The 19,503-nt window shown below is 47.7% G+C and carries 19 protein-coding genes; 7 read left to right on the top strand and 12 right to left on the bottom strand.

Going from position 1 to position 19,503, the window contains the following annotated elements; genetic code table 11:
* Positions 1-630: 630 nt before the first annotated feature.
* Together SAPGRDRAFT_RS01505 and SAPGRDRAFT_RS01500 are read right to left on the bottom strand one after the other, a co-directional pair.
* Positions 631-2,073: a NupC/NupG family nucleoside CNT transporter gene (locus SAPGRDRAFT_RS01505; protein ID WP_002656612.1), complete on the bottom strand. Its 1,443-nt coding sequence runs from the start codon at positions 2,071-2,073 to the stop codon at positions 631-633.
* A 211-nt stretch (positions 2,074-2,284) separates the two neighbouring features.
* Positions 2,285-3,406 (bottom strand): chorismate mutase, encoded by a 1,122-nt coding sequence (locus SAPGRDRAFT_RS01500; RefSeq protein ID WP_002656610.1) that lies wholly within the window; start codon positions 3,404-3,406, stop codon positions 2,285-2,287.
* Positions 3,407-3,733: 327 nt separating this feature from the next.
* Here SAPGRDRAFT_RS01500 and SAPGRDRAFT_RS01495 point away from each other — a divergent pair, with 327 nt between their 5' ends.
* Complete coding sequence (locus SAPGRDRAFT_RS01495) at positions 3,734-4,498, top strand: cyclase family protein (protein ID WP_002656608.1); 765 nt, start codon at positions 3,734-3,736, stop codon at positions 4,496-4,498.
* A 37-nt stretch (positions 4,499-4,535) separates the two neighbouring features.
* Here SAPGRDRAFT_RS01495 and SAPGRDRAFT_RS01490 read toward each other — a convergent pair whose 3' ends face one another.
* The 3 genes from SAPGRDRAFT_RS01490 to rpe form a co-directional block, all read right to left on the bottom strand.
* On the bottom strand, positions 4,536-5,276 hold the full coding sequence (locus SAPGRDRAFT_RS01490; protein WP_002656606.1) for a hypothetical protein: 741 nt from the start codon (positions 5,274-5,276) through the stop codon (positions 4,536-4,538).
* Between the two features lie 49 nt (positions 5,277-5,325).
* On the bottom strand, positions 5,326-6,264 hold the full coding sequence (fmt, locus tag SAPGRDRAFT_RS01485) for a methionyl-tRNA formyltransferase (protein ID WP_002656603.1): 939 nt from the start codon (positions 6,262-6,264) through the stop codon (positions 5,326-5,328).
* A 286-nt stretch (positions 6,265-6,550) separates the two neighbouring features.
* Positions 6,551-7,216 carry a ribulose-phosphate 3-epimerase gene (gene rpe, locus SAPGRDRAFT_RS01475; RefSeq protein ID WP_002656601.1) on the bottom strand — a complete coding sequence of 222 codons (666 nt, stop codon included), beginning with the start codon at positions 7,214-7,216 and terminating at the stop codon, positions 6,551-6,553.
* A gap of 113 nt (positions 7,217-7,329) precedes the next feature.
* Here rpe and SAPGRDRAFT_RS01470 point away from each other — a divergent pair, with 113 nt between their 5' ends.
* From SAPGRDRAFT_RS01470 to SAPGRDRAFT_RS01460, 3 genes are all read left to right on the top strand, one after another.
* A complete protein-coding gene (locus tag SAPGRDRAFT_RS01470) occupies positions 7,330-8,313 on the top strand; it encodes a potassium channel beta subunit family protein (RefSeq protein ID WP_002656599.1) in 984 nt (327 codons plus the stop codon).
* Between the two features lie 241 nt (positions 8,314-8,554).
* Positions 8,555-9,163, top strand: a complete 609-nt coding sequence (locus tag SAPGRDRAFT_RS01465; RefSeq protein ID WP_002656598.1) for a DUF4254 domain-containing protein — start codon at positions 8,555-8,557, stop codon at positions 9,161-9,163.
* Between the two features lie 2 nt (positions 9,164-9,165).
* The gene (locus SAPGRDRAFT_RS01460) at positions 9,166-10,206 is read left to right on the top strand and encodes a glycosyltransferase family 9 protein (protein ID WP_002656596.1); all 1,041 of its coding nucleotides are present in this window, start codon (positions 9,166-9,168) and stop codon (positions 10,204-10,206) included.
* 61 nt (positions 10,207-10,267) lie between these two features.
* Here SAPGRDRAFT_RS01460 and SAPGRDRAFT_RS01455 read toward each other — a convergent pair whose 3' ends face one another.
* Entirely contained in the window at positions 10,268-10,891 is a 624-nt protein-coding gene (locus SAPGRDRAFT_RS01455) for a redoxin domain-containing protein (protein ID WP_002656595.1), read from the bottom strand.
* Between the two features lie 931 nt (positions 10,892-11,822).
* Between SAPGRDRAFT_RS01455 and SAPGRDRAFT_RS01445 the strand changes: the two genes are divergently transcribed.
* The 3 genes from SAPGRDRAFT_RS01445 to SAPGRDRAFT_RS01435 all read left to right on the top strand — a co-directional run bounded on the left by SAPGRDRAFT_RS01445 (position 11,823) and on the right by SAPGRDRAFT_RS01435 (position 14,414).
* On the top strand, positions 11,823-12,551 hold the full coding sequence (locus SAPGRDRAFT_RS01445; protein WP_002656593.1) for a DUF4412 domain-containing protein: 729 nt from the start codon (positions 11,823-11,825) through the stop codon (positions 12,549-12,551).
* Positions 12,552-12,586: 35 nt separating this feature from the next.
* Complete coding sequence (locus SAPGRDRAFT_RS01440) at positions 12,587-13,300, top strand: hypothetical protein (protein ID WP_002656592.1); 714 nt, start codon at positions 12,587-12,589, stop codon at positions 13,298-13,300.
* A 100-nt stretch (positions 13,301-13,400) separates the two neighbouring features.
* Complete coding sequence (locus SAPGRDRAFT_RS01435) at positions 13,401-14,414, top strand: hypothetical protein (RefSeq protein ID WP_253271244.1); 1,014 nt, start codon at positions 13,401-13,403, stop codon at positions 14,412-14,414.
* Positions 14,415-14,473: 59 nt separating this feature from the next.
* Here the strand turns inward: SAPGRDRAFT_RS01435 and rpsP are convergent, their stop codons facing one another.
* The 6 genes from rpsP to SAPGRDRAFT_RS01405 form a co-directional block, all read right to left on the bottom strand.
* A complete protein-coding gene (gene rpsP / locus SAPGRDRAFT_RS23740; protein WP_301280485.1) occupies positions 14,474-15,223 on the bottom strand; it encodes a 30S ribosomal protein S16 in 750 nt (249 codons plus the stop codon).
* Between the two features lie 26 nt (positions 15,224-15,249).
* Positions 15,250-15,549 (bottom strand): rhodanese-like domain-containing protein, encoded by a 300-nt coding sequence (locus SAPGRDRAFT_RS01425; RefSeq protein ID WP_002656587.1) that lies wholly within the window; start codon positions 15,547-15,549, stop codon positions 15,250-15,252.
* Between the two features lie 13 nt (positions 15,550-15,562).
* Positions 15,563-16,261, bottom strand: a complete 699-nt coding sequence (locus SAPGRDRAFT_RS01420; RefSeq protein ID WP_002656584.1) for a DUF4230 domain-containing protein — start codon at positions 16,259-16,261, stop codon at positions 15,563-15,565.
* A gap of 320 nt (positions 16,262-16,581) precedes the next feature.
* Positions 16,582-17,085: a hypothetical protein gene (locus SAPGRDRAFT_RS01415; RefSeq protein WP_002656582.1), complete on the bottom strand. Its 504-nt coding sequence runs from the start codon at positions 17,083-17,085 to the stop codon at positions 16,582-16,584.
* On the bottom strand, positions 17,075-17,920 hold the full coding sequence (gene mreC / locus SAPGRDRAFT_RS01410; protein WP_002656581.1) for a rod shape-determining protein MreC: 846 nt from the start codon (positions 17,918-17,920) through the stop codon (positions 17,075-17,077). Before mreC ends, SAPGRDRAFT_RS01415 begins: the two co-directional genes overlap by 11 nt.
* Positions 17,921-18,025: 105 nt before the next feature.
* The gene (locus SAPGRDRAFT_RS01405) at positions 18,026-19,060 is read right to left on the bottom strand and encodes a rod shape-determining protein (RefSeq protein WP_002656579.1); all 1,035 of its coding nucleotides are present in this window, start codon (positions 19,058-19,060) and stop codon (positions 18,026-18,028) included.
* Between the last annotated feature and the right edge of the window lie 443 nt (positions 19,061-19,503).

Below are 19,503 nucleotides of genomic sequence, written 5' to 3'. Positions count from 1 at the left end.
CCCGTTGGTCGGGTCGCTCGGCCCTGCGCAAAAAACAAGTTTTTGCTTGGTCTGCGGCTTTGCCGCACTGCCTACCATCGGTTACTCCCGTTGATCGTCGAACTGCGGCTTTCAGCCTTGTTGTGGCCAGTCGCTCCTTCTAGACGCAGGAAATTAGTCCTGCTAGTTATGGGCCGATGGTTTCAACCTTCGGCTCATTTTTATTGTGTTTAGCATAGCCTCTTTTGTTGCTGTGGGTTTTAACCCACTGGGATATACATCCATCCTACAGGCGGCGAAGCCGCCGCAGGCAAAGGCCAAATGAAAGCCCTGCCACTTCTATCCTTTGCTTTAATTTCTTGCTATTCTGCGTTATTTTTCTCAGCCATAGCTACGGCTATGCCTTTAAAAAATGCCTTGACTAGCCTGAAATTTTTATCAAAGGATGGCCGAAGCGCAGAACTTCCATTCGGCCTAGGGGCCTGCAAGGGGGCCGCGTAGCGGCAGACCTAGCCAGCTTGCTGGCGCAGGGCCGAGCAGACCTGCGAGCCCTGCAAGGGCCCGGCCGCCTTTGGCGGCAGGCCCCAAAAAAAACAGCCCCAAAACAAAAAATTGCTTTGGAGCTGCATCCTGAAATTCAATAAATTGAGATTAACTGCCACCAATGAGCATACCCGCAATAGTAGCCGTTAGAAAACAAGCAATTGTTCCCCCAATTAAGGCCTTAACGCCAAAGGTAGAAAGCTCTTTGCGGCGAGCCGGAGCAATAGCGCCAATCCCCCCAATCTGAATACCAATAGAGGCAAAGTTGGCAAAACCACAAAGGGCATAAGTGACAATAATTTTAGATTTCTCACTGATAATATGCTCCACTTTGGGAATATCGGCATAGGCGACAAACTCATTCAGAATCGTCTTTTTACCCAACAACTGCCCAATAACAACCATATCCTCTGAAGGAGTGCCCAAAAGCCAGGCAATAGGAGAGAGCAAAAGCCCCAACATATACTCCAAATTGAAACCCGTAAAACGGCCCGCCGTGCTTTTTTCAATATACATATTAAGCGTGATACCCTGTACATCAAAGGCTTTTCCCGCTACTTCTGGATTGTTTTTATCCATCAATAACCAATTAGTTGCCTCGGCATTCCAACGCAAAACAGTATTGGCCGGCAAGTCATTTCCACCAAAAAACTGAAAGCTTCCACTGTCCGCAGACCAAGCCACCAACTCGCCAACTGTGCCACTAACCATGCTGTTGAGCAAGGCCATGAGGGCCGTAAAAACAAGCAACATGGCCCCTACATTAACCGCCAAACGCAGACCGTCTGTGGTGCCCTTAGAAATAGCATCGAGTAGGTTGTCGCCCACCTGCTCTCTAGGAATACTGATCGTTCTGTTGATATCTTCCGAGGTTTCTGGATAAAGCATTTTGGCCGCCAAAATAGCCGCCGGTGCCGACATGATCGAGGCCGTGAGCAAATGCGTGGCAAATTCCTGACGAGCCACCGGATCATCGCCCCCCAAAAAGCCAATATAAGCCGCAAGTACGCCCCCCGCAATGGTCGACATCCCGCCAACCATCAAGCACATGAGCTCCGATTTCGACATCTTGTCCAGATAAGGCTTGATAATCAAAGGCGCTTCGGTCTGCCCAATGAACACATTGGCCGCAGCCGCCAAACTCTCGGCCCCCGTCAAACGCATAACTTTGCTCATCCCCCAAGCCAAAACATAAATAATGGCCTGCAAAATGCCCAGATAATAGAGAATAGCCGAAAGGGCCGAGAAGAAAATAATAGTGGGCAATACCTTTACCGCAAAGATATAACCCACCGATTGTGTATCGAGCAAGCCCCCAAATACTAAGGCCGCGCCCTCATCCGTAAACTCAATGACCATCACAAAAAAACCAGAGAGAAAGTCGAAAATACTCCGAACTTCATCCACATACATAATGAGGGCCCCTAGTGTAATCTGAGAGACGAGAGCGACCCCCACTAGCCGCCAATCAATCGCTTTGCGGTTGTTGGATGCCAAAAATAGAATGAGTAATAAGACCGAAATCCCCAAAAGGCCTCTTAAAATATCCATGTTGCTTTGACTCTAAAAGAGGGAAACCCCTCCTGTGAATGTAAATAAAATGTAAAAGCCTCTAATTTATTATTATTCAATAAATTAGAGGCAATTTAATTAGTCCCCTAATCAACTCCTTAACATTGGCTTAACCCTTTGTTAAAAGTTGTTCGGAAAATAGGAAACTATCATAAAAGCAACAAAAAAACAGCTGTAAAACAATGCGCCTTTAAGCTTTTTGGAGCTGTTCCAAAATTCGACTGCTGGCAAAAACAGCCTCTTGCTGTCGTATGGACTCCTGATGGATGGCCTGAATTAACAAACTGATAAATTCTTGAGCCAGTTGCAAATCCTGCGCCTGCCCACAACGATCTTTGTAAATTTCGGCCCAACGCTCCAATTGCAAAATGCTAATTTGCTTCTCATATTTGTATTCCCCAATCTGCCGAACAAGCTGCATCCGCCTAGCCAAAACCTTCAATAACCGATGGTCCAAATAATCAATTTCTTTGCGCAGTTCGTTCAAATGACAAAGGAAATCAGGGTCAGAAGATGCCGCTCGCAAGGGCTCCAACTTTCCGAGTAGTTCCTCCAAATCTGCCGCATTGATTTGCTGGGCCGCATCACTCCAAGCTTGCTCGGGCTGGCAGTGACTCTCGATCATCAAACCATCAAAGTTTAAATAAAGGGCCTGCTGGGCCAACTCACCCAACAACTCTCGCTTGCCCGCAATATGACTGGGGTCCCCAATCAATTCCAAATTGGGCCACTGCCGCTTCAACTCAATCGGCAACTCCCAAATGGGCGCATTGCGGTAACGAGGCTCCCCATAAACCGAAAATCCCCGATGAATAGCCGCTATTTTTCGAATCCCCTGCTGGTAAAAACGCTCAATCGCTCCCATCCAAAGCTTTAAATCTGGATTGATCGGATTTTTGACCATCACCGGCACATCTTTGCCCGCTAAGGCCTCGGCCAAGGCTTGTACGGCAAAAGGATTGACGCTGGTCCGCGCCCCAATCCACAAAATATCTACTCCCGCCGCCAAAGCCAATTCTACATGCTCCGGCTGCGCCACTTCCACACAAATCGGCAATCCCGTCAATTCCTTGGCCTTTTGTAACCACACTAATCCCTCTTTTCCCACCCCCTCAAAGGAGTTGGGCCGCGTTCTGGGCTTCCAAATGCCCGCCCGCAAAATATGCACCTGCCCAGTTTGCGCCAGCTCCAAACAACTGCGCAACAACTGCTCTTCGGTCTCGGCACTACATGGGCCCGATATCAAAATCGGCTGCTCTTCCGAAATCGCCTCCAATCCAATCCCCCAATCTCTTATCTGTATAAAATCCATAGTTCTCAGTTTAAAATTTGCCGCTCTTCTTATTTAACGTTCTCAGTGGCTCCAGGTTTCAATTTTTATTGAAAGTAGTGAAACTTTAATTTTTTTTTCCCCTTTCGACAAGCTTTTTCCAATTTTTTTAAGGACTTTTAGGGGCTGCCCCGCCCTGCGGGCGGGTCGGGCTGTCTCACAGCTCGCTATTCGCTCGGCCCTGCAGCGCTTCGCGCTTTGGTCTGGCCTGCGGCCACTGCTGCCCATCCCTCAGCCGCGTCGCTTCGCTCCTTTGCGGCGGCTTCGCCGCCTGTAGGAAGCCCACAAAACTAGAAAAAGAAACCGATAATGATTGCTAAAATAGAACATCCCGAAAAAGGGTCGCTAACGATCGATTTTCAATTTTTTTACGATTTGGCCCGCCCGCTTTCCGCCTCAGCCCAAAATCCCCGCGCCTGGCATTGTGGCTGGCCCGAAATGCAGCCCGTTAGGGCCGGTGGTTTTATCGGCTCAGTCAAAATGGGCAGCTCAGTCAATTTTTTTAATGTCTCTTTTAATCCCCACGGCCATGGCACCCATACCGAATGCCTAGGCCATATCTCGGCAGAACAACATAGCCTCCGAACTTGTTTAAGCAATTTTAATGGCTGGGCCCGCCTGCATTCTTTTTTGCCCAATCCCAAAAATGGCCAATGGCAAATTACCGCCGACCAACTAGCCCCCAAACTAGAAAATTGGCCCAGTAATACCTCCCTCATTATCCGTACGCTACCCAATGAGGAAGAAAAAATTAGCCGAAATTATTCAGGTAGCCATCCCGTTTTTATCGAAGAAGAGGCCATGCTGCTCATCCGCCAAGCCAATATCCCACACCTCCTTATTGATACCCCCTCAGTAGATCCAGAAGAAGATGGAGGCGCCCTTTTGGCCCATAAAGCTTTCTGGAATTATCCCGATGCACCCCGCTTTGGGGCCAGCATCACCGAGCTAATCTATGTGCCCAATGCCGCCCCCGATGGCGATTATTGGCTACAACTGGGCGTGCCCGCCTTCGAGCTAGATGCCGCCCCCTCTCGCCCCCTTATTTATCCTGTGTTGAGCGAGGACCAATAAAAAAAATGGCTGTCGATTTTTCGACAGCCATTTTTACTTATTCTCGGACAATCTCCGCATCTCGCAGCAAATAAGCCATTTTTAAGAAGTCAAATTCATTCAATTCTAAGCGCCCCCGAATCTTTACTTTGCCCTGACTGTAAGGAATAGGCGATTTTGGATAAACTTCCATCACCGACTCTGGTCCAGCTCCCTTACAAAAAAAACAACTGGCGGTGGGAAAGGCAGAAAGCATAAACATGCTTCCATCATCTCCAGGCCCCATCGCTTGGGCCACAATATCATGCGGAATAATAAAGCCCTCTATTTCTATGGTCTGTTGGTCATAGGCCCGAATGGCTTTGGTAAACAGCGGTTGCATAATCACTTCTTCCAAACTCTGGTCAAGCCCCAAATCAAACTCTAGTTCCAGAAAAATATCCCAAAGTCCACCCACCGATTGCTGGGCCGCCCCGCCTTCAATCTCAAACATATTTTCAGGCTCCTCAAAGGCAGAAAAATCATCCTCTTCATAACCCTCGGCATACATCACAATACTGCCATCATCTTGGCGCTCTGCCTCCAAATCAGTTTTGCGCAAGCTGGGCCGACGAGGATCTACATAGTCGGCATCTCGCTTTTTTTCTCCTCCTCTGTTTTCATTGAGCTTTTCTCCAATAGTGGTTTCCGCTAAAGGAGTGGTTTCTTGGGCCATTCCCAAAAAATCAGGTCGAATAAAGAGGATACTAAGACCTACCGTAAGCAGGCCCGTAGCGGTCCAAAGTATTGTTTTTGACATATTGCTTTTTTTTATGCATTCAAATCAATGATCGGGCGCAAAGCGAACTTTAGTCGAGCTCATCGACCTTGCTGGCGCTCAGTTCCTGCCCATTGAGGAAGGTTTGCACATCCATGCGTTTGCGCTTTTCGGCTTGTAGCTCTAAAATATCGAGCCAAGCGCCCTGGACCGCAATCCGCAAAAACTTCTTGCCATCGGTCCAGATGCTGCCAGGGCTAGCGTTTTGTTCTGCAAAGATGATTTGACTGCGGTAAATTTTAAGTTTTTTGCCCCCCACTTTGGTCCAAGCAACAGGGTAGGGGCTAAGGCCACGAATAAAGTCAAAGACCTTCTGGGCCCCTTGCTGAAAGTTAATCTGGCAATCTTGATGAAAGATTTTGGGCGCATGACAAACTTCTGTCTCTGCTTGGGGCTGCGTTTGATAATCGCTTGTTTTAAGGAGGCGAACCGAACGCAATACCAAATCGCCCCCGGCAATCATGAGGCGGTCATGTAGCTCGCCTACGGTTTCGGCTGGACCAATAGGGGTCTTATATTGTAACAACAGTTCTCCGGTATCAATTTCATGTTGGAGCAAAAAGGTGGTGAGCCCAGTTTCTTTTTCTCCATTGATTACGGCCCAATTGAGAGGGGCGGCCCCTCTGTATTTGGGCAAAAGAGAACCATGTAGGTTCATACTTCCCAATTTAGGCATATCCCAAACCATTTTGGGCAGCATCTTAAAGGCCACCACCACTTGTAGGTCGGCCTTATAACTGCGGAGCTCCTCTAGAAAATCGGGGTTCCTGAATTTCTCCGGTTGCAATACGGGAATATTTTGGCTTTGGGCGTATTTCTTTACCGCCGATTGCAGCAGCGTTTTATTGCCTCTGCCGCCCCATTTATCGGTGCTCGTCACAACAGCAACTACCTCCAAATCGGGGGCTTCTACTAAGGCTTGTAGGCTAGGAACCGCAAAATCGGGGGTGCCCATGAATATAATGCGCATAAACTAAAGAATCAAATTGAAGAATTAGAGAATAGGGGGCGGCTTCTCTCCTTTAATAAAGGAGGGCGGAGAAGTTAATTGCATGAGGGTTTTAACCCTCATGTATATATCATTGCGAAGCAATACCGCTTTTACTGTAGGTTTCAACCTACAGTATCGGCCTAGCGATGTGCAGGGGTGGCGCAAAGCGCCAGACCAAAGCCGCCAAGGGCGGCTGCAGGGCCGAGCAGACCTGCGAGCCCCGAAGCGTAGCGCCCGCCGAAGGCGGGAGGCCCAAAAAATCAACCTAAAGGGCTAAACCGCCAATATTTTTAAGCTGCTGAATGGCTTTTTTAGGATCGGGCGCTTTGAAAACGGCGCTACCGGCCACCAATACATCGGCCCCAGCTTGCAAGAGAACTTGGGCATTTTGCATGCCTACGCCGCCATCTACCTCGATCAGGGTGGGGAGATTACGGATAATAATTTCCTCCTTGAGCTTTTTGATTTTATCGATGCTGTGGTAGATAAACTTTTGGCCGCCAAAACCGGGATTTACCGACATAATAATGACCAAATCAATTTCTTCTAGTACAGGAAAAAGGGCCTCGACGGGCGTATGTGGATTGATGGCCACCCCAGCTTTGGCGCCAGTGGCCTTAATCTGCTGAAGGTTGCGGTGAAGATGAGGGCAGGCCTCGTAATGCACTGAAATCCAATCGGCTCCAGCCTTTTGGAAGGCCTCCACATAGCGCTCAGGCTCCAGCATCATTAGGTGTACATCCAAGGTTTTATCCGTTAGGCGGTTGATGGCCTCGACCAAAGGCATGCCGAAAGTGAGATTGGGAACAAAACGGCCATCCATGACATCCAGATGGATCCAATCGGCGGCAGAATCATTGAGCAGGGCAATTTCTTCGGGCAGGCGAGCAAAATCACAAGCCAAAACAGAGGGGGCGATAAGGTGTTTCATGCGTAAAATTCCTAATTTAGGTCTAAGAATGGGGCAAAGGTACGGCTTTTTAAAACAAGATTGGGCCCGCCCTGTTTTTTGATTTTATTTTAATGTAATCAACACAACCACAAATGGAATATCGCAGATTAGGAAAATCGGGTTTGCAAGTCAGTGCACTTTCTTTGGGCTCATGGCTCACCTTTGGAAATCAGATTGGGGATGATGTCGCCGAAGAATTGATGAAAATGGCCTATGAGCAGGGTGTCAACTTTTTTGATAATGCCGAAATTTACGCCAATGGGCAATCGGAGATCGTGATGGGCAATATTTTGAAGAAAATGGGCTGGCGGCGCTCTTCCTATTTGGTATCTAGCAAAGCCTTTTTTGGCGATGGCAACAAATTGCCCAATGAAAGAGGCCTAAGCCGAAAGCATTTGGTAGAAGCCTGTGAGGCCGCCTTGAAGCGCTTGCAGATCGATTATTTGGACCTCTTTTACTGCCATCGTCCAGATAAAGAAACGCCCATTGAAGAGACCGTTTTGGCCATGAATACGCTCATCCAACAGGGCAAAATTTTGTATTGGGGGACCTCAGAATGGTCGGCCCAAGAAATTATGGAAGCCCATATGGTGGCCAAGGATTACCGCCTGATTGGCCCAACTATGGAGCAGCCGCAATACAATATGTTTCATAGAGAAAAAGTGGAGGTAGAATATGCCCAAATTTACAAAACAGTGGGGCTGGGCACCACCATTTGGTCGCCTTTGGCCTCTGGCGTATTGACCAATAAATACCTCAAGGAGTTTCCAGATAATACCCGCCTGAGCTTGCAGGGCATGGACTGGCTCAAAGAGCGCTCACTAACGCCCGAACGCTTGGACAAGGTGCGCAAACTCCAAAAACTAGCCGATCAACTAGGGACCTCTGTGGCCAAATTGGCCGTGGCCTGGTGCGCCAAAAACCCCAATGTGAGTACCGTTATTTTGGGCGCTTCTAAGCCACATCATTTGGCCGAAACCTTGACCGCTTTGGAGCTTTTGCCTCAATTTACCGAAGACCTAAATAGCCAAATTGAAGCGATCTTAGGCAATCAACCTGAGTTTCCTATGTTCTAAAATCTAGCTGATTTGGGGCTGCCCCTCGCTGCGCTCGGGTCGGGCTATGCGGCAGCTCGCTATTCGCTCGGCCCTGCAGGCAGGCTTTGCCTGCCTTTGGTCTGGCCTGCGGCCACTGCCTACTATCCCTCAGCCTGCGGGGGCTTCGCCCCCTGCTAAACCTAAAAAACTAGATTAGGCCCTCCTTTTAATAGGAGTTCATTATCTTTGCGCTCATTCTAAGAAATAAATACTACAATATATGTCATCATTCAGTCAGTCAGCCAACAAAATCTTTGATGAGGTGGTCGCTTTTTACCATGTTTTGGACCAAGTGGATCAAGAAGGAAAAAACCCCTATGCTACCGATACTATCGACTATTTACTTTACCAAAAAAACTGGATCGATAGCGTTCAGTGGCATGTAGAGGACCTTATTCGCGAGCCCGAAATTGAGCCCAGTTTGGCCCTGAGCTACAAACGCCGTATCGATGCCCTCAATCAAGAACGCACCGATACCGTAGAACGCATCGATGATTATTTCTTGGCCAAATTTGCAGCGGTGCCCGCCAAAAGCAATCGCCTAAATACCGAAAGCCCCGCTTGGGCCATCGATCGCCTATCTATTTTGGCTCTAAAAATCTACCATATGGCTATCGAGGCCGAGCGCATAGATACCCCTATGGACCAACAAGCCCGCTGTAAGCAAAAATTAGCCATCTTGCTCGAGCAAAGAGAAGACCTCTCTACCGCTATCGATCAGCTGCTAGAAGAATTGGCCCAAGGCGAAAAACAAATGAAGGTCTACCGCCAAATGAAAATGTATAACGATCCACAGCTCAACCCTGTGCTCTACCAGAAAAAGGCCTAATTTTGAAAGAAATTTTGCTCCTGCGCTTCTCGGCTATGGGAGATGTAGCCATGTTGCAACCCGTTTTGCGACAAGCCCTGGCCCAATATCCCAATTTGCGCTTTCGGCTATTGTCTAGACCCGCCTTTGCCCCCTTTTTTGCTCCTATTGATCGCCTAGAGTTTGTCGGCATTGATCTGGAGAAAGATTATCAGGGCCTGGGCGGGATTTGGCGCTTGTCTAAGACCTTGCAAAAAGGACCAAAACCACTAGCCATTGCCGATATGCACAATGTGTTGCGCACACAGCTGCTGGGCCCATTGCTCTCTTGGTCTTGGGGCATCCCCTTGGCCAAAATGCAAAAGGAAAGAGGGGCCAAAAAACAATTAGCCGCCCCCAAAGCCCATAAAAATATTCAGTATTTGCGCTCGCATCATCTGCGCTATGCCGATGTCTTGGCCAAATTGGGTTTTCCCATCGATTTATCCGCCAAGCTAGCGCCCCCCATTTTTGAGGGAACAGCGGCTTTGGCCCCTTTTCTAGCCCCCCAAGGACCCAAATTGGGGGTAGCTCCTAAGGCCCGCTATGCAGGCAAAACTTATCCTTTGGACCTCATGCAGCAAAGCCTAGAGGCTTTGCTGGCCGCCTGCCCAAATTTGCAAATTTATCTGTTTGGGGGACCATCAGAAGGGCAGGAGTTTAGCCAATGGCCTATTGCCCCATCTAAACAAGTACATATTGTCGCTGGCCAACTTTCCCTCTCCAATGAATTGGCCCTAATGAGCCAATTAACGGCCTTTTTGGCCATGGATTCTTCCAATATGCATATGGCCGCCTTTTTCGAAAAGCCCATTGTTTCGCTTTGGGGCGCTAGCCATCCCGCTTTTGGGTTCTACCCCTGGCGCCAACCCTTAGAATACGCTCTTTTGCCCGATTATGAGCAGTTTCCTATGCTGCCTAGCTCCAGAAATGGCAGCAAAATGTTTAAGGGCTATGAAAATGCTATGGCCAGCATTTCTCCCCAACAAATTGTCGATAAATTACTGCCGCTTTTGCAGGCATAAAAAAAACCTAATCGCTTCTTGCGATTAGGTTTTTTCTTAGGGGCTAACCAAGGAGAACAACTTATTTTTGGGCGCCAATGAGCTCTTCTAGAGGCAAATGGTCGTCTAGAGTTTTGCCATAATAGGCCTGCAAAATATTGCCTTTATGGTCCAAAACAAAGTCGGCGGGAATCAAAGCATCGGGCTTTTCGCCTTTGGCCATATAACTTCTAAAGTCTTTTTTATAGCTCTTTTTGCCCTTTTCAATATGGGCCAAGGTTTTTTCATCTTGCATGGCCGCCTTCAATTTTTCGGGATTGCGCTCTACCTTATAAGAGCGGTAAAGTTCGCCAGAAGGGTCCGCCACCACCTTAAAGGGCAGTTCGTGGTCTTCTACATAGCGAATGAGCTGCTCTTGAGGCGATTCATAAACCACCACTACCTCATAATTGGCGGCTTTGAGCTCTTCGTAGCGCTCCATCAATTCATGCGAACGAAGGTTGCAAACGGGGCACCAAGCATGGCGCATAAAAACCAACAAAACACGGTCCTGCTCCTTGAGCAATTTGCGCAATTTTAGCTTTTCGCCTCTTACCTCAGTGGTGTTGAAAAGGGGAGCTTCATCACCAGAATGTAGTCGCTCTGAAAGGGGAGCTTGTTGAGCAAAAAGAAAAAGTCCAGTTAGCATTAAAATTAGGTTGTTCATTAGTTGTTCTTGTCAATTAAAGATTTGTAAAAGGTTGTATTGGTTTATTGAATAATAATGAAATGGTCTATTTAATTGTTTGTTAACCCATTGCTAAGGTAGTCTGAAATTTACTGTTCTATAGATGCCAAAGTCACAATAAGGTCACATTTTTTTGGGGCTGCCCCTTCCGCCGGCTTGAAACCCAGCGCAAAGCGGTATCGCTTTGCGAACTTATACAAAATGAGGGTTAAAACCCTCATGAGTTCTTGGGCGGGTCGGGCTGTGCGGGGGCTCGCTGCTCGCTCGGCCCATCGCTTTTTTCGCTTTGCTCAAAAAAGCTCGGTCTGGCCTTCGGCCACCCCCTACCATCCCTCAGCCGCGTCGCTTCGCTCCTTTTTGGACCAAAAAAGAACCAGCTCTTAGGGGGAGCTGGTTAGACTTGGTTCTTCTAAATATTTTGCAGGTTGAGTACCTAAGTATATTTAGTGGGGAAATAGACGCATGGGGCTACTTCTTTTTGAGAGGAGGGAGCTGCCCTTAAAGTATTTTCTGTGATTTAGAGCACAAAGGTAGCTACTTTTTTGTCAAAAAAAATTAAACTTCTGATAAAAGCCTAAAAATCAGGGAGGCCATTAATAAATTGTTTATCTCTTGAACAAATAGCCATTTTTGGCTGTATCTTGAGCAGCTATATAGGCCCAATTTTGGATGGGACAGGGCGCAAAGCGCCCGCAAAGGAGCGCAGCGACGCGGCTGAGGGATGGAAAGTGGGGCGGCGCAGCCGCAGACCCAAGTTTTTGAAGCGCAGCGAAAAAACTGCAGGGCCGAGCAGACCTGCGAGCCACGGCAGAGCCCGACCCGGCCAAAGGCCGGGGCAGCCCCAAAAAAAGAAATCACTATTTTATCAAACCAATAGAGCCTTGGGCTCAAATAGAAAACAGAATTATTCATGCGAAAAGCGCAAATAGCTATTTTTAGTCTTATTTTTTTCCTTGCTTTGGGTAGTACGAGCTTGATGGCCCAAAAGAAGATGAATGAGGGCTACATTAAGTATACGATGAATATGGCCGGGGGGGAAGAGAACCCTATGGCGGGGATGCTGAATGGCTCGGAGATGAAGGTTTATTTTTTGGGCAGCCAAGTGAAAACCTCGATCAACATGATGAACGGCATGATGAACATGAACATCATTATGGATAATGAGGCGCAAGAGGGCCTGATGTTGATGTCGATACCGATGATGGGCAAAAACATGGCGGTAGAGCTCAGTAAAGAGCAAATAGAAGAGCTCAAGGCCAAGCAAAAGAGCAATGCGGTCGCTAGCCAGCCTACATTTACCTATTATAAGCGCAAGCGGAAAAAAATTGCGGGATATAAATGCCATAAGGTGGAGGTCCAAATGCCTGGCGTTTCGGAGACTTTGACCATGTATGTAACCAAAAAGATACAGCCCGCAGGGCAAAGTCAGATTCAAGAACAGCTACCAGGTTTGGAAGGGTTTCCACTTCGGTATGAAATTAGCCAAGGAGGAGTGAAGTTAGTTTTTGAGGCCGATGAAATTTCTAACAAACCCCCAAAAGCCGAGGTTTTTGACAAAAGCATTCCAGAAGGCTATGAAAAAACAACCCTAGAAGAGCTGGGCGGAATGCAAGGCTTAGGCGGTGGTTTTGGCCTCTAAAAAAGATATTTTACTACCATTTTATACTCCATTCTATGAGAAATTCAGTTTTATTCCTGCTCTTTGCGGTTGTTTTTGCCCTTCCTTCTACCCAAGCGCAGCTATTTCGTTCTAAGAAAATGAACAAAGGGAGCATTACTTATACCCTTAATGTAGAAGAGAGCAAGGACCCCAATGTGGCCATGGTCAATAATTCTACGCTTAAGTTGGTTTTCCTCAAGGGCGACCTCCGCGCAACGGGTGCCGTTATGGGCGGCCTAATTATGGGCGACCTTATTATGAATAGTGGGGACAGCAAAGGCTTGGCGCTTATCCAGATGATGGGCGAAAAAACAGCCATGAAAATCCCTTCGGAAGATGTGAAGAAGGCCCAAAAAGAAATGGGAAGCCTAGATGAGATCACTACTAAGTTTAAGGATGTTAAGGGGGGCGATAAAGAAATTGCCGGCTACAAATGCCGTAAGGTGTTTGCCAATAACCCCAAAGATCCCAACACCAAAGTGGCCATTTATTTGACGGACAAAATTGATGTGAGTGCCATTTCTTTTATGGGCGAAGTGAGCGAAAAACTAGGTGGTTTCCCCCTCGGTATCGAGGTAGATAGCCCCGAGGGTAAGTTTTCTATGCTAGCCACAGAAGTGGACAAGTCTACGCCTGTAAGCAGCAATTTTGATTTGGTTATTCCTGAAGGTTATACCGAAAAAACAAGCGAAGAATTGCAGCAAACATCTCCCGCTATTGGCGGATAATATTTTTATCGCTTAATTTTATAATTACCTCTAGGCTGGGCTTAGGGGTAATTTTTTATTTTGAGCCAAGCGGCTTATTTTGTCCCGCTTTCTCAAAAAAGTGTTTAACCAATTATTACTTATGCTAGTTCGCCACCTTAGTTTTTTCCTCTTATGTCTGGGCTGCTCGCTCAGCCTATGGGCCCAGCCCCAACGCTTCAATGGGGGATTCCCGATTTGTACGCCAGATGATAGTCCCGCCGAAGTTGAACCCGAATTGGAGCAAACGCTCAAGGCCATTTATGGCGGCTGCCAATTGGCCCAAGATGAACGGGTTTTGAAAAAGAGAAAAGACCCAGAAGCCTATATCATTAGCGATTATCAGGAGCAAATGCAAGCTTTTGTGGCCTACGCCCAAACGCTAAACGATAAACTCAATGGTAGTCCCCAAAAAAAGCTATTGGACCAACTTGAAAAGTTGCTCAAAAAGGGCAAATTTGAAGATGCTCAGCTCCTGCTCAAAAAAGAAAAATTGCCCGGCCAAGGGCAAGAAGATTGGCAAACGCTCTATTTTGCCTGGGCCAATTATCGCTATGAAGCCCAAGCCGAAGCCCCCTGGCTAGACCCCATGAACCGCCGCGTCAATCGCCGCTATCGGGCCATTATCAATTATGTGACCCAACGCTTTGAACAACCCTTTGGCCAACAGGCCCAAATGGGTGGGGTTGTGGCCGATGCCGCCCAAGCCCTAAGCAATTGCATGGCCTATCCCGAAAACCTGGCCTGGCAAGGAGAAGGCGGCTTCAATATGAAAAAAGAAGACGAACTCCGCCGCCTCGCCTCCAATATCGCTTACCTCGAATGGCGCACCCAAGAAAAAATTAATGGCCGAAGAGCTTACGATATTGATCGCAAAGCCATCATGAAAATTAAATTGGCCCTCTTTGATGTGATCCGCAGCATGGAACGCCAAAAAAGAAACTGGTATACCGAACCCCAACATGGCGAAAACCTCCAAATTCTCTATAGCCTCAGCTTCAAAAATGGCTGGCGAGTAGACGCTAGCAATGCCCTAAAAGAAGAAGAACCCCAAAACGAAAATAACCCAATTTTACCCAGCCGAATCGAATACTAACAAAAAAAAAGGGGATAAGCCTAAAGCTTATCCCCTTTGTCCGTTTAAGTCAAAATGACTTAGGCTTCTGCATCAGTTCCTTCTTCTGTAGAAGCTTCAACCTCAGTGGCTTCAGGAGCTTCCTCTACCTTAGGCTCAGGCTTGGCAGGAGGCGTTCCAAAAATCATCTGACGTTGCTTTTCTAGACGCTGCTTGGTTTGCTCACGACGAGACTCTACCACCGCTTCTTTACCTTCAATCCACTGCGCTAGCATAGCATCAGCCTGCTCTTGAGTAAGCGCACCCTTGGCTACACCACGCTGAAGATGCTTCTTGTAGAATACACCTTTGAATTTTAAAATGGCACGAACAGTGTCGGTAGGTTGTGCACCTTTCATCAACCAGTCAAAAGCGGCATCACGGTCCACATTGATTGTAGCAGGTACAGTCAAGGGGTTGTAAGTACCAATACGCTGAATGTACTTACCGTCACGGGGAGCACGAGAGTCAGCAATAACGATGTGATAAAAAGGCGCTTTTTTGCGTCCTTTGCGTTGCAAACGAATCTTTACGGGCATGTCTGTAAAATTTAAGCCTGTGATTTTGATCCCCCACTGAACTTGCTGAACAAGCGGCGGGGCTTTACGAAAGCACAAAGATACACTCTTTTCCGAGTTTTTATTCTTTTCTTTTTCTTTTTTTGGGGCTGCCCCGGCCTTTGGCCGGGTCGGGCTGTGCGGGGGCTCGCTGCTCGCTCGGCCCATCGCAAAAAATGCTTCGCATTTTTGCTCGGTCTGGCCTGCGGCCACCCCCTGCCATCCCTCAGCCAAAGCGGGCTGCGCCCGCTTTTCTGGACCTACATCAGCTCGTAGATGCCGCCACTAAGGTTGTAGCAATCTAAATCTTTGCGTAGGCCCTTAATTCTTTGTATGGCCAATTGGCTACGCAGCCCTTTGCGGCAATAGAGGACCAAACAGCTATTTTGGGCCACTCTTTCCACAAAAGGCCCCAAATCAGATAAGGGGACTAGCTGCCCACCAATATTAAAGGCTTCATGTTCGTCTGGCTCTCGAACATCAAGCAGGATGAAGTCCTTGTTTTGGGCCTGCCACTTTTTTAGGGTCCGTAAATCAATTTGCTGAATACTATTCATCATGGGGGAGGAGGTTTTAATCTGAGCCTTTACTGCCTTTTGGCTCAGCGAGAGGAGGAATCTTAATTTTAATTATCGAATCGGCAGCAGGAGGTGTAGTTTGCTGTTCTTCTATGTTTTTCTGAGGAGCTCTGATGGCCTCAAAGGTCCAGCCATTTTGCTCTACCAATAATTTGATGAGGCCCAAATTGCGTAGCCCTTCTCTGCGGGCCTTGCTCATCAGCTCACTATCTTGGGCCTCTTCTCGGAGCATTTTCTTAACGACCACATTGATGCTCGTCAATTCATCTTCATTAAAGGCATTAAATACCCCTTCTTGGATGTCGTAATACTCTAAGTCGTGGTCAATAGATAAGATTTGGGGATCGGGAAGGTTGCGGACCCGAACAATTTTCTGGTCCTCATCTACTTCCCAATCTAACTGACTGAGGTCGTAGCCCACGGCTACTTTGGCCTTCACTTTTACTAGGGCTTTTTTGCGTAAGGGGCTAATATCGTAGGCGTAAAAACTATTGTACTCATGCACATTAGAGAATTCGCCCTCTACCGTAACCAACTTGGCTACTTCTTTAATGCGTTCTAGCAAAATTTGTTGCTTAGCTTGGGGCATAGGGTCTTTTTTCTCCAAATTTTGGCCCAAAATAAAAAAGTGGTAGCCTGCGGCTCCACCTATTGCGCCTAAAAACATAAAAAGAAGATAATCGAAAAAACGCATAACAATAAAAGCTTTGGTGAGTTGATTAAAACTAAGCTTTTATTTTAATATTTTTCTTGAAACAAGCGCTTTTAAGTTGGACCTATAGGCGCGCAGCGACTAGCTATAGCAAAAATCATGAGGGGTTTCAATCCTCATTCATATATTATTGCGAAGCAATACCGCTCTTGCTGTAGGTGTCAACCTACAGTATCGGCCTAGGGGCCTGAAGGGGTGGCCGCAGGCCAGACCGAAGGCGAAACGAAGTGAAGCCTGAAGGGCCGAGCAGACTTGCGAGCCCCGCAAGGGCCCGGCCGCCAAAGGCGGCAGGCCCCAAAAAACTAGATCCTGATTCTAAAAATAAACTGATAGAGCAGTACAAAAAGAGAGGAAATGATAAAGCTCAGAATACAGCGAGCCAGCCACAACCAGCTGAAGCTCAGGTCTTCTAGTAGGGTGGCCATAATCATGTAGGCGCCCATCATCAGGGCGGTATAGCGGATAATCCAGCTGCGGCCCAAGCTCTCTTTGCTTAGGAGTTGGCCGGGTTCATAGCCAGAAATAGGCTCTATGATGGCACAAATGAGGGGGCGCAAAAAGGCCAAGGCCACCATAACGGCTGCATGCAAGCCAAAACTATTGAGAAAAGTATCGACGCCCAGGCCCAGGGCAAAGGCCAAAATCAGGGCCAAGACCATAGGGATTTCTAGGGGCAGCAAGAGCACAAAAAGCGGATGAATGTAAATATCAATCAGCTTAAAATCTACATATTTGAAGAGCAGGCCCTGCAACAACAAAACAAAGATAAAGCGGAAAATATTGATGCCAAAAAGGTTATTGCTCATGGATAGAAGCTTCTAATTCAAGTTGTTCGTCTCTCAGAATATTGTCTACAATATATACCTTATCGGCTTGGCCCAAGTCATTGACCAACTGCACCGAAATATTGTAAAAGTTACTGCCTGGCTCTATATAAAAGCTATCAATTTTTCCCAAGAAAATATCTTTGGGAAAAACCGTAGAAAAGCCGCTGGTCAATACGCTATCGCCCTTTTGCAGGCCCAAATGTTTGGGAATATCGTGCAGCTGCATATAGCGGGGGTCTTGGCCATCCCAACGCAAAACGCCAAGGTAGTTGTTGCGGCCAATTCGGCTGCTAATTCGGCTATCGGTATTGATAATAGACATGACCAAAGCATAATGGGTAGAAACGGCCCGAATAACGCCCACCACCCCTTCTTGGGTATTGGCCAAAACCGCCGTATTCTTGCGCAGCCCATGCTTGCTGCCTCGGTTCAAGGTGAGGTAATTTTTCTGCTGATGCACACTATTATTGACCACCGTTGCGGCCAAATAATGATACTGCTGCTCCGACAAACTGTCATCGGCCCCCACTGTGGCAGAGTCGAGCAAATGCGAAAAGGTAGTGCTAGGCAACTGCATCTTGAGCCGGGCGTTTTCTTGGGCCAAAGAATCATTTACCGCAGAGAGGTTCCAATAGCGCGACCAACGATTCTGATAATCATAAATTCCGCCCACCATCCGATTGGCAGAACTCAAAAAGGCGGTCTTCTCTGGCGTAGAATTTTGGCTAAAGTAAAAGTTTAGCGCAATCAACTCCAAAATGAAGAAGGCAAAAACACCATGATAACGAATAATTAGCTGGCTAAACTTATTCATAATAGTTGGGCAATAAATAGGGCGTGTCGGACCAGCCTAACCGCTCCGACACGCTTTATTTTTAGAAAGGCACCATAATAATACCTTCCCGGCTATAGCTCTGGTTTAGAGGCTTTTCTGAGAGATGAGGAAGGAGAATTTGGCAATGTTCTGCAAGGCAATTCCCGTTCCGCGGACCACCGCCCGTAGCGGATCTTCCGCAATGTGGACCGGCAATTTGGTCTTCTTGCTAATCCGGTTGTCCAAGCCGCGCAAAAGAGCTCCTCCACCAGTCAAATAGAGGCCCGTCCGATAAATATCGGCCGCCAATTCTGGCGGTGTACTCTCCAAGGCCTTCAAAATAGCCTCTTCAATTTTGGCCACCGATTTATCCAAACAACGGCTAATCTCCTTATGAGAAACCATAATCTGCTTGGGAATCCCTGTCATCAAATCTCGGCCATTTACCGGATAATCCGCAGGGGGCTCCTCTAGGTTCTGCTCGGCAGCCCCTACATGAATCTTAATCTGCTCGGCGGTGCGCTCTCCAATCAATAGGTTGTGCTCCCGACGCATATAGTTCACAATATCAAAGGTAAATTCATCTCCAGCAGTACGGATAGATTGGTCGCAAACAATACCGGCCAAGGCAATTACGGCAATCTCCGTCGTTCCGCCCCCAATATCAATAATCATGTTTCCAACCGGCTCCGTCACGTCCAAACCAATCCCCAAAGCAGCCGCCATAGGCTCATGAATGAGGTAGGTTTCTCGAGAACCCACATGCTCGGCAGAATCAAATACGGCCCGCTTTTCTACCTCGGTAATGCCCGAAGGAATACAAATAACGGTGCGCATACTCCGAAGCAGTTTTCTGCGGTTCGGAATCATATCAATCAAACCCTGAATCATGCGCTCAGCCGCCTCAAAATCAGCAATTACCCCATCTTTCAATGGGCGAATCGTCTTAATTTTTTGGTGGGTCTTTTCGTGCATCATCATCGCTTTTTTTCCTACAGCGATAACGTCATTGGTATTGCGGTCTACGGCCACAATAGAGGGCTCATCTACAACTACTTGGTCGTTGTGGATGATCAGTGTATTAGCAGTCCCCAAGTCGATCGCAATCTCTTGGGTAAAGAAGTTGAAGAATTTTTTCATAAGGAGTGGCAAGCTTTATACTTGGCTAGTAGGTTGGGCAAAATGGCTTTGTGTTTTAGGCTTTGCTTAGCTTTGGCGCAAAAATATAATTTTTAATCTATTAAAGTAAATTTATAAGGAGTCAAAATAAGTAAGTCGCTATTTTTTAGGGGCCTGCCGCCTTCGGCGGCCGGGCCCTTGCGGGGCTCGCAGGTCTGCTCGGCCCTTCAGGCTTCACTTCGTTTCGCCTTTGGTCTGGCCTTCGGCCCCCCCTTCAGGCCCCTAGGCCGATTGTAAACCCCAAGGGGCGAGTGGCGGCCTAAGGGCCGCCCAGCAATTCCGCCTAGAATTTATAGCGTCCTACAGGCCCGAAGGGCCGCAGGCCTAGCGATGTGAAAGGGGGCGGCCTAGCCGCAGACCAAGGCCGTCAGGCCGCAGGGCCGAGCAGACCTGCGAGCCCTGAA

This window comes from Saprospira grandis DSM 2844 (genome assembly GCF_000275825.1).
Lineage (GTDB): Bacteria > Bacteroidota > Bacteroidia > Chitinophagales > Saprospiraceae > Saprospira > Saprospira grandis_A.
This window is presented reverse-complemented; position numbering and strand designations above follow the sequence as displayed.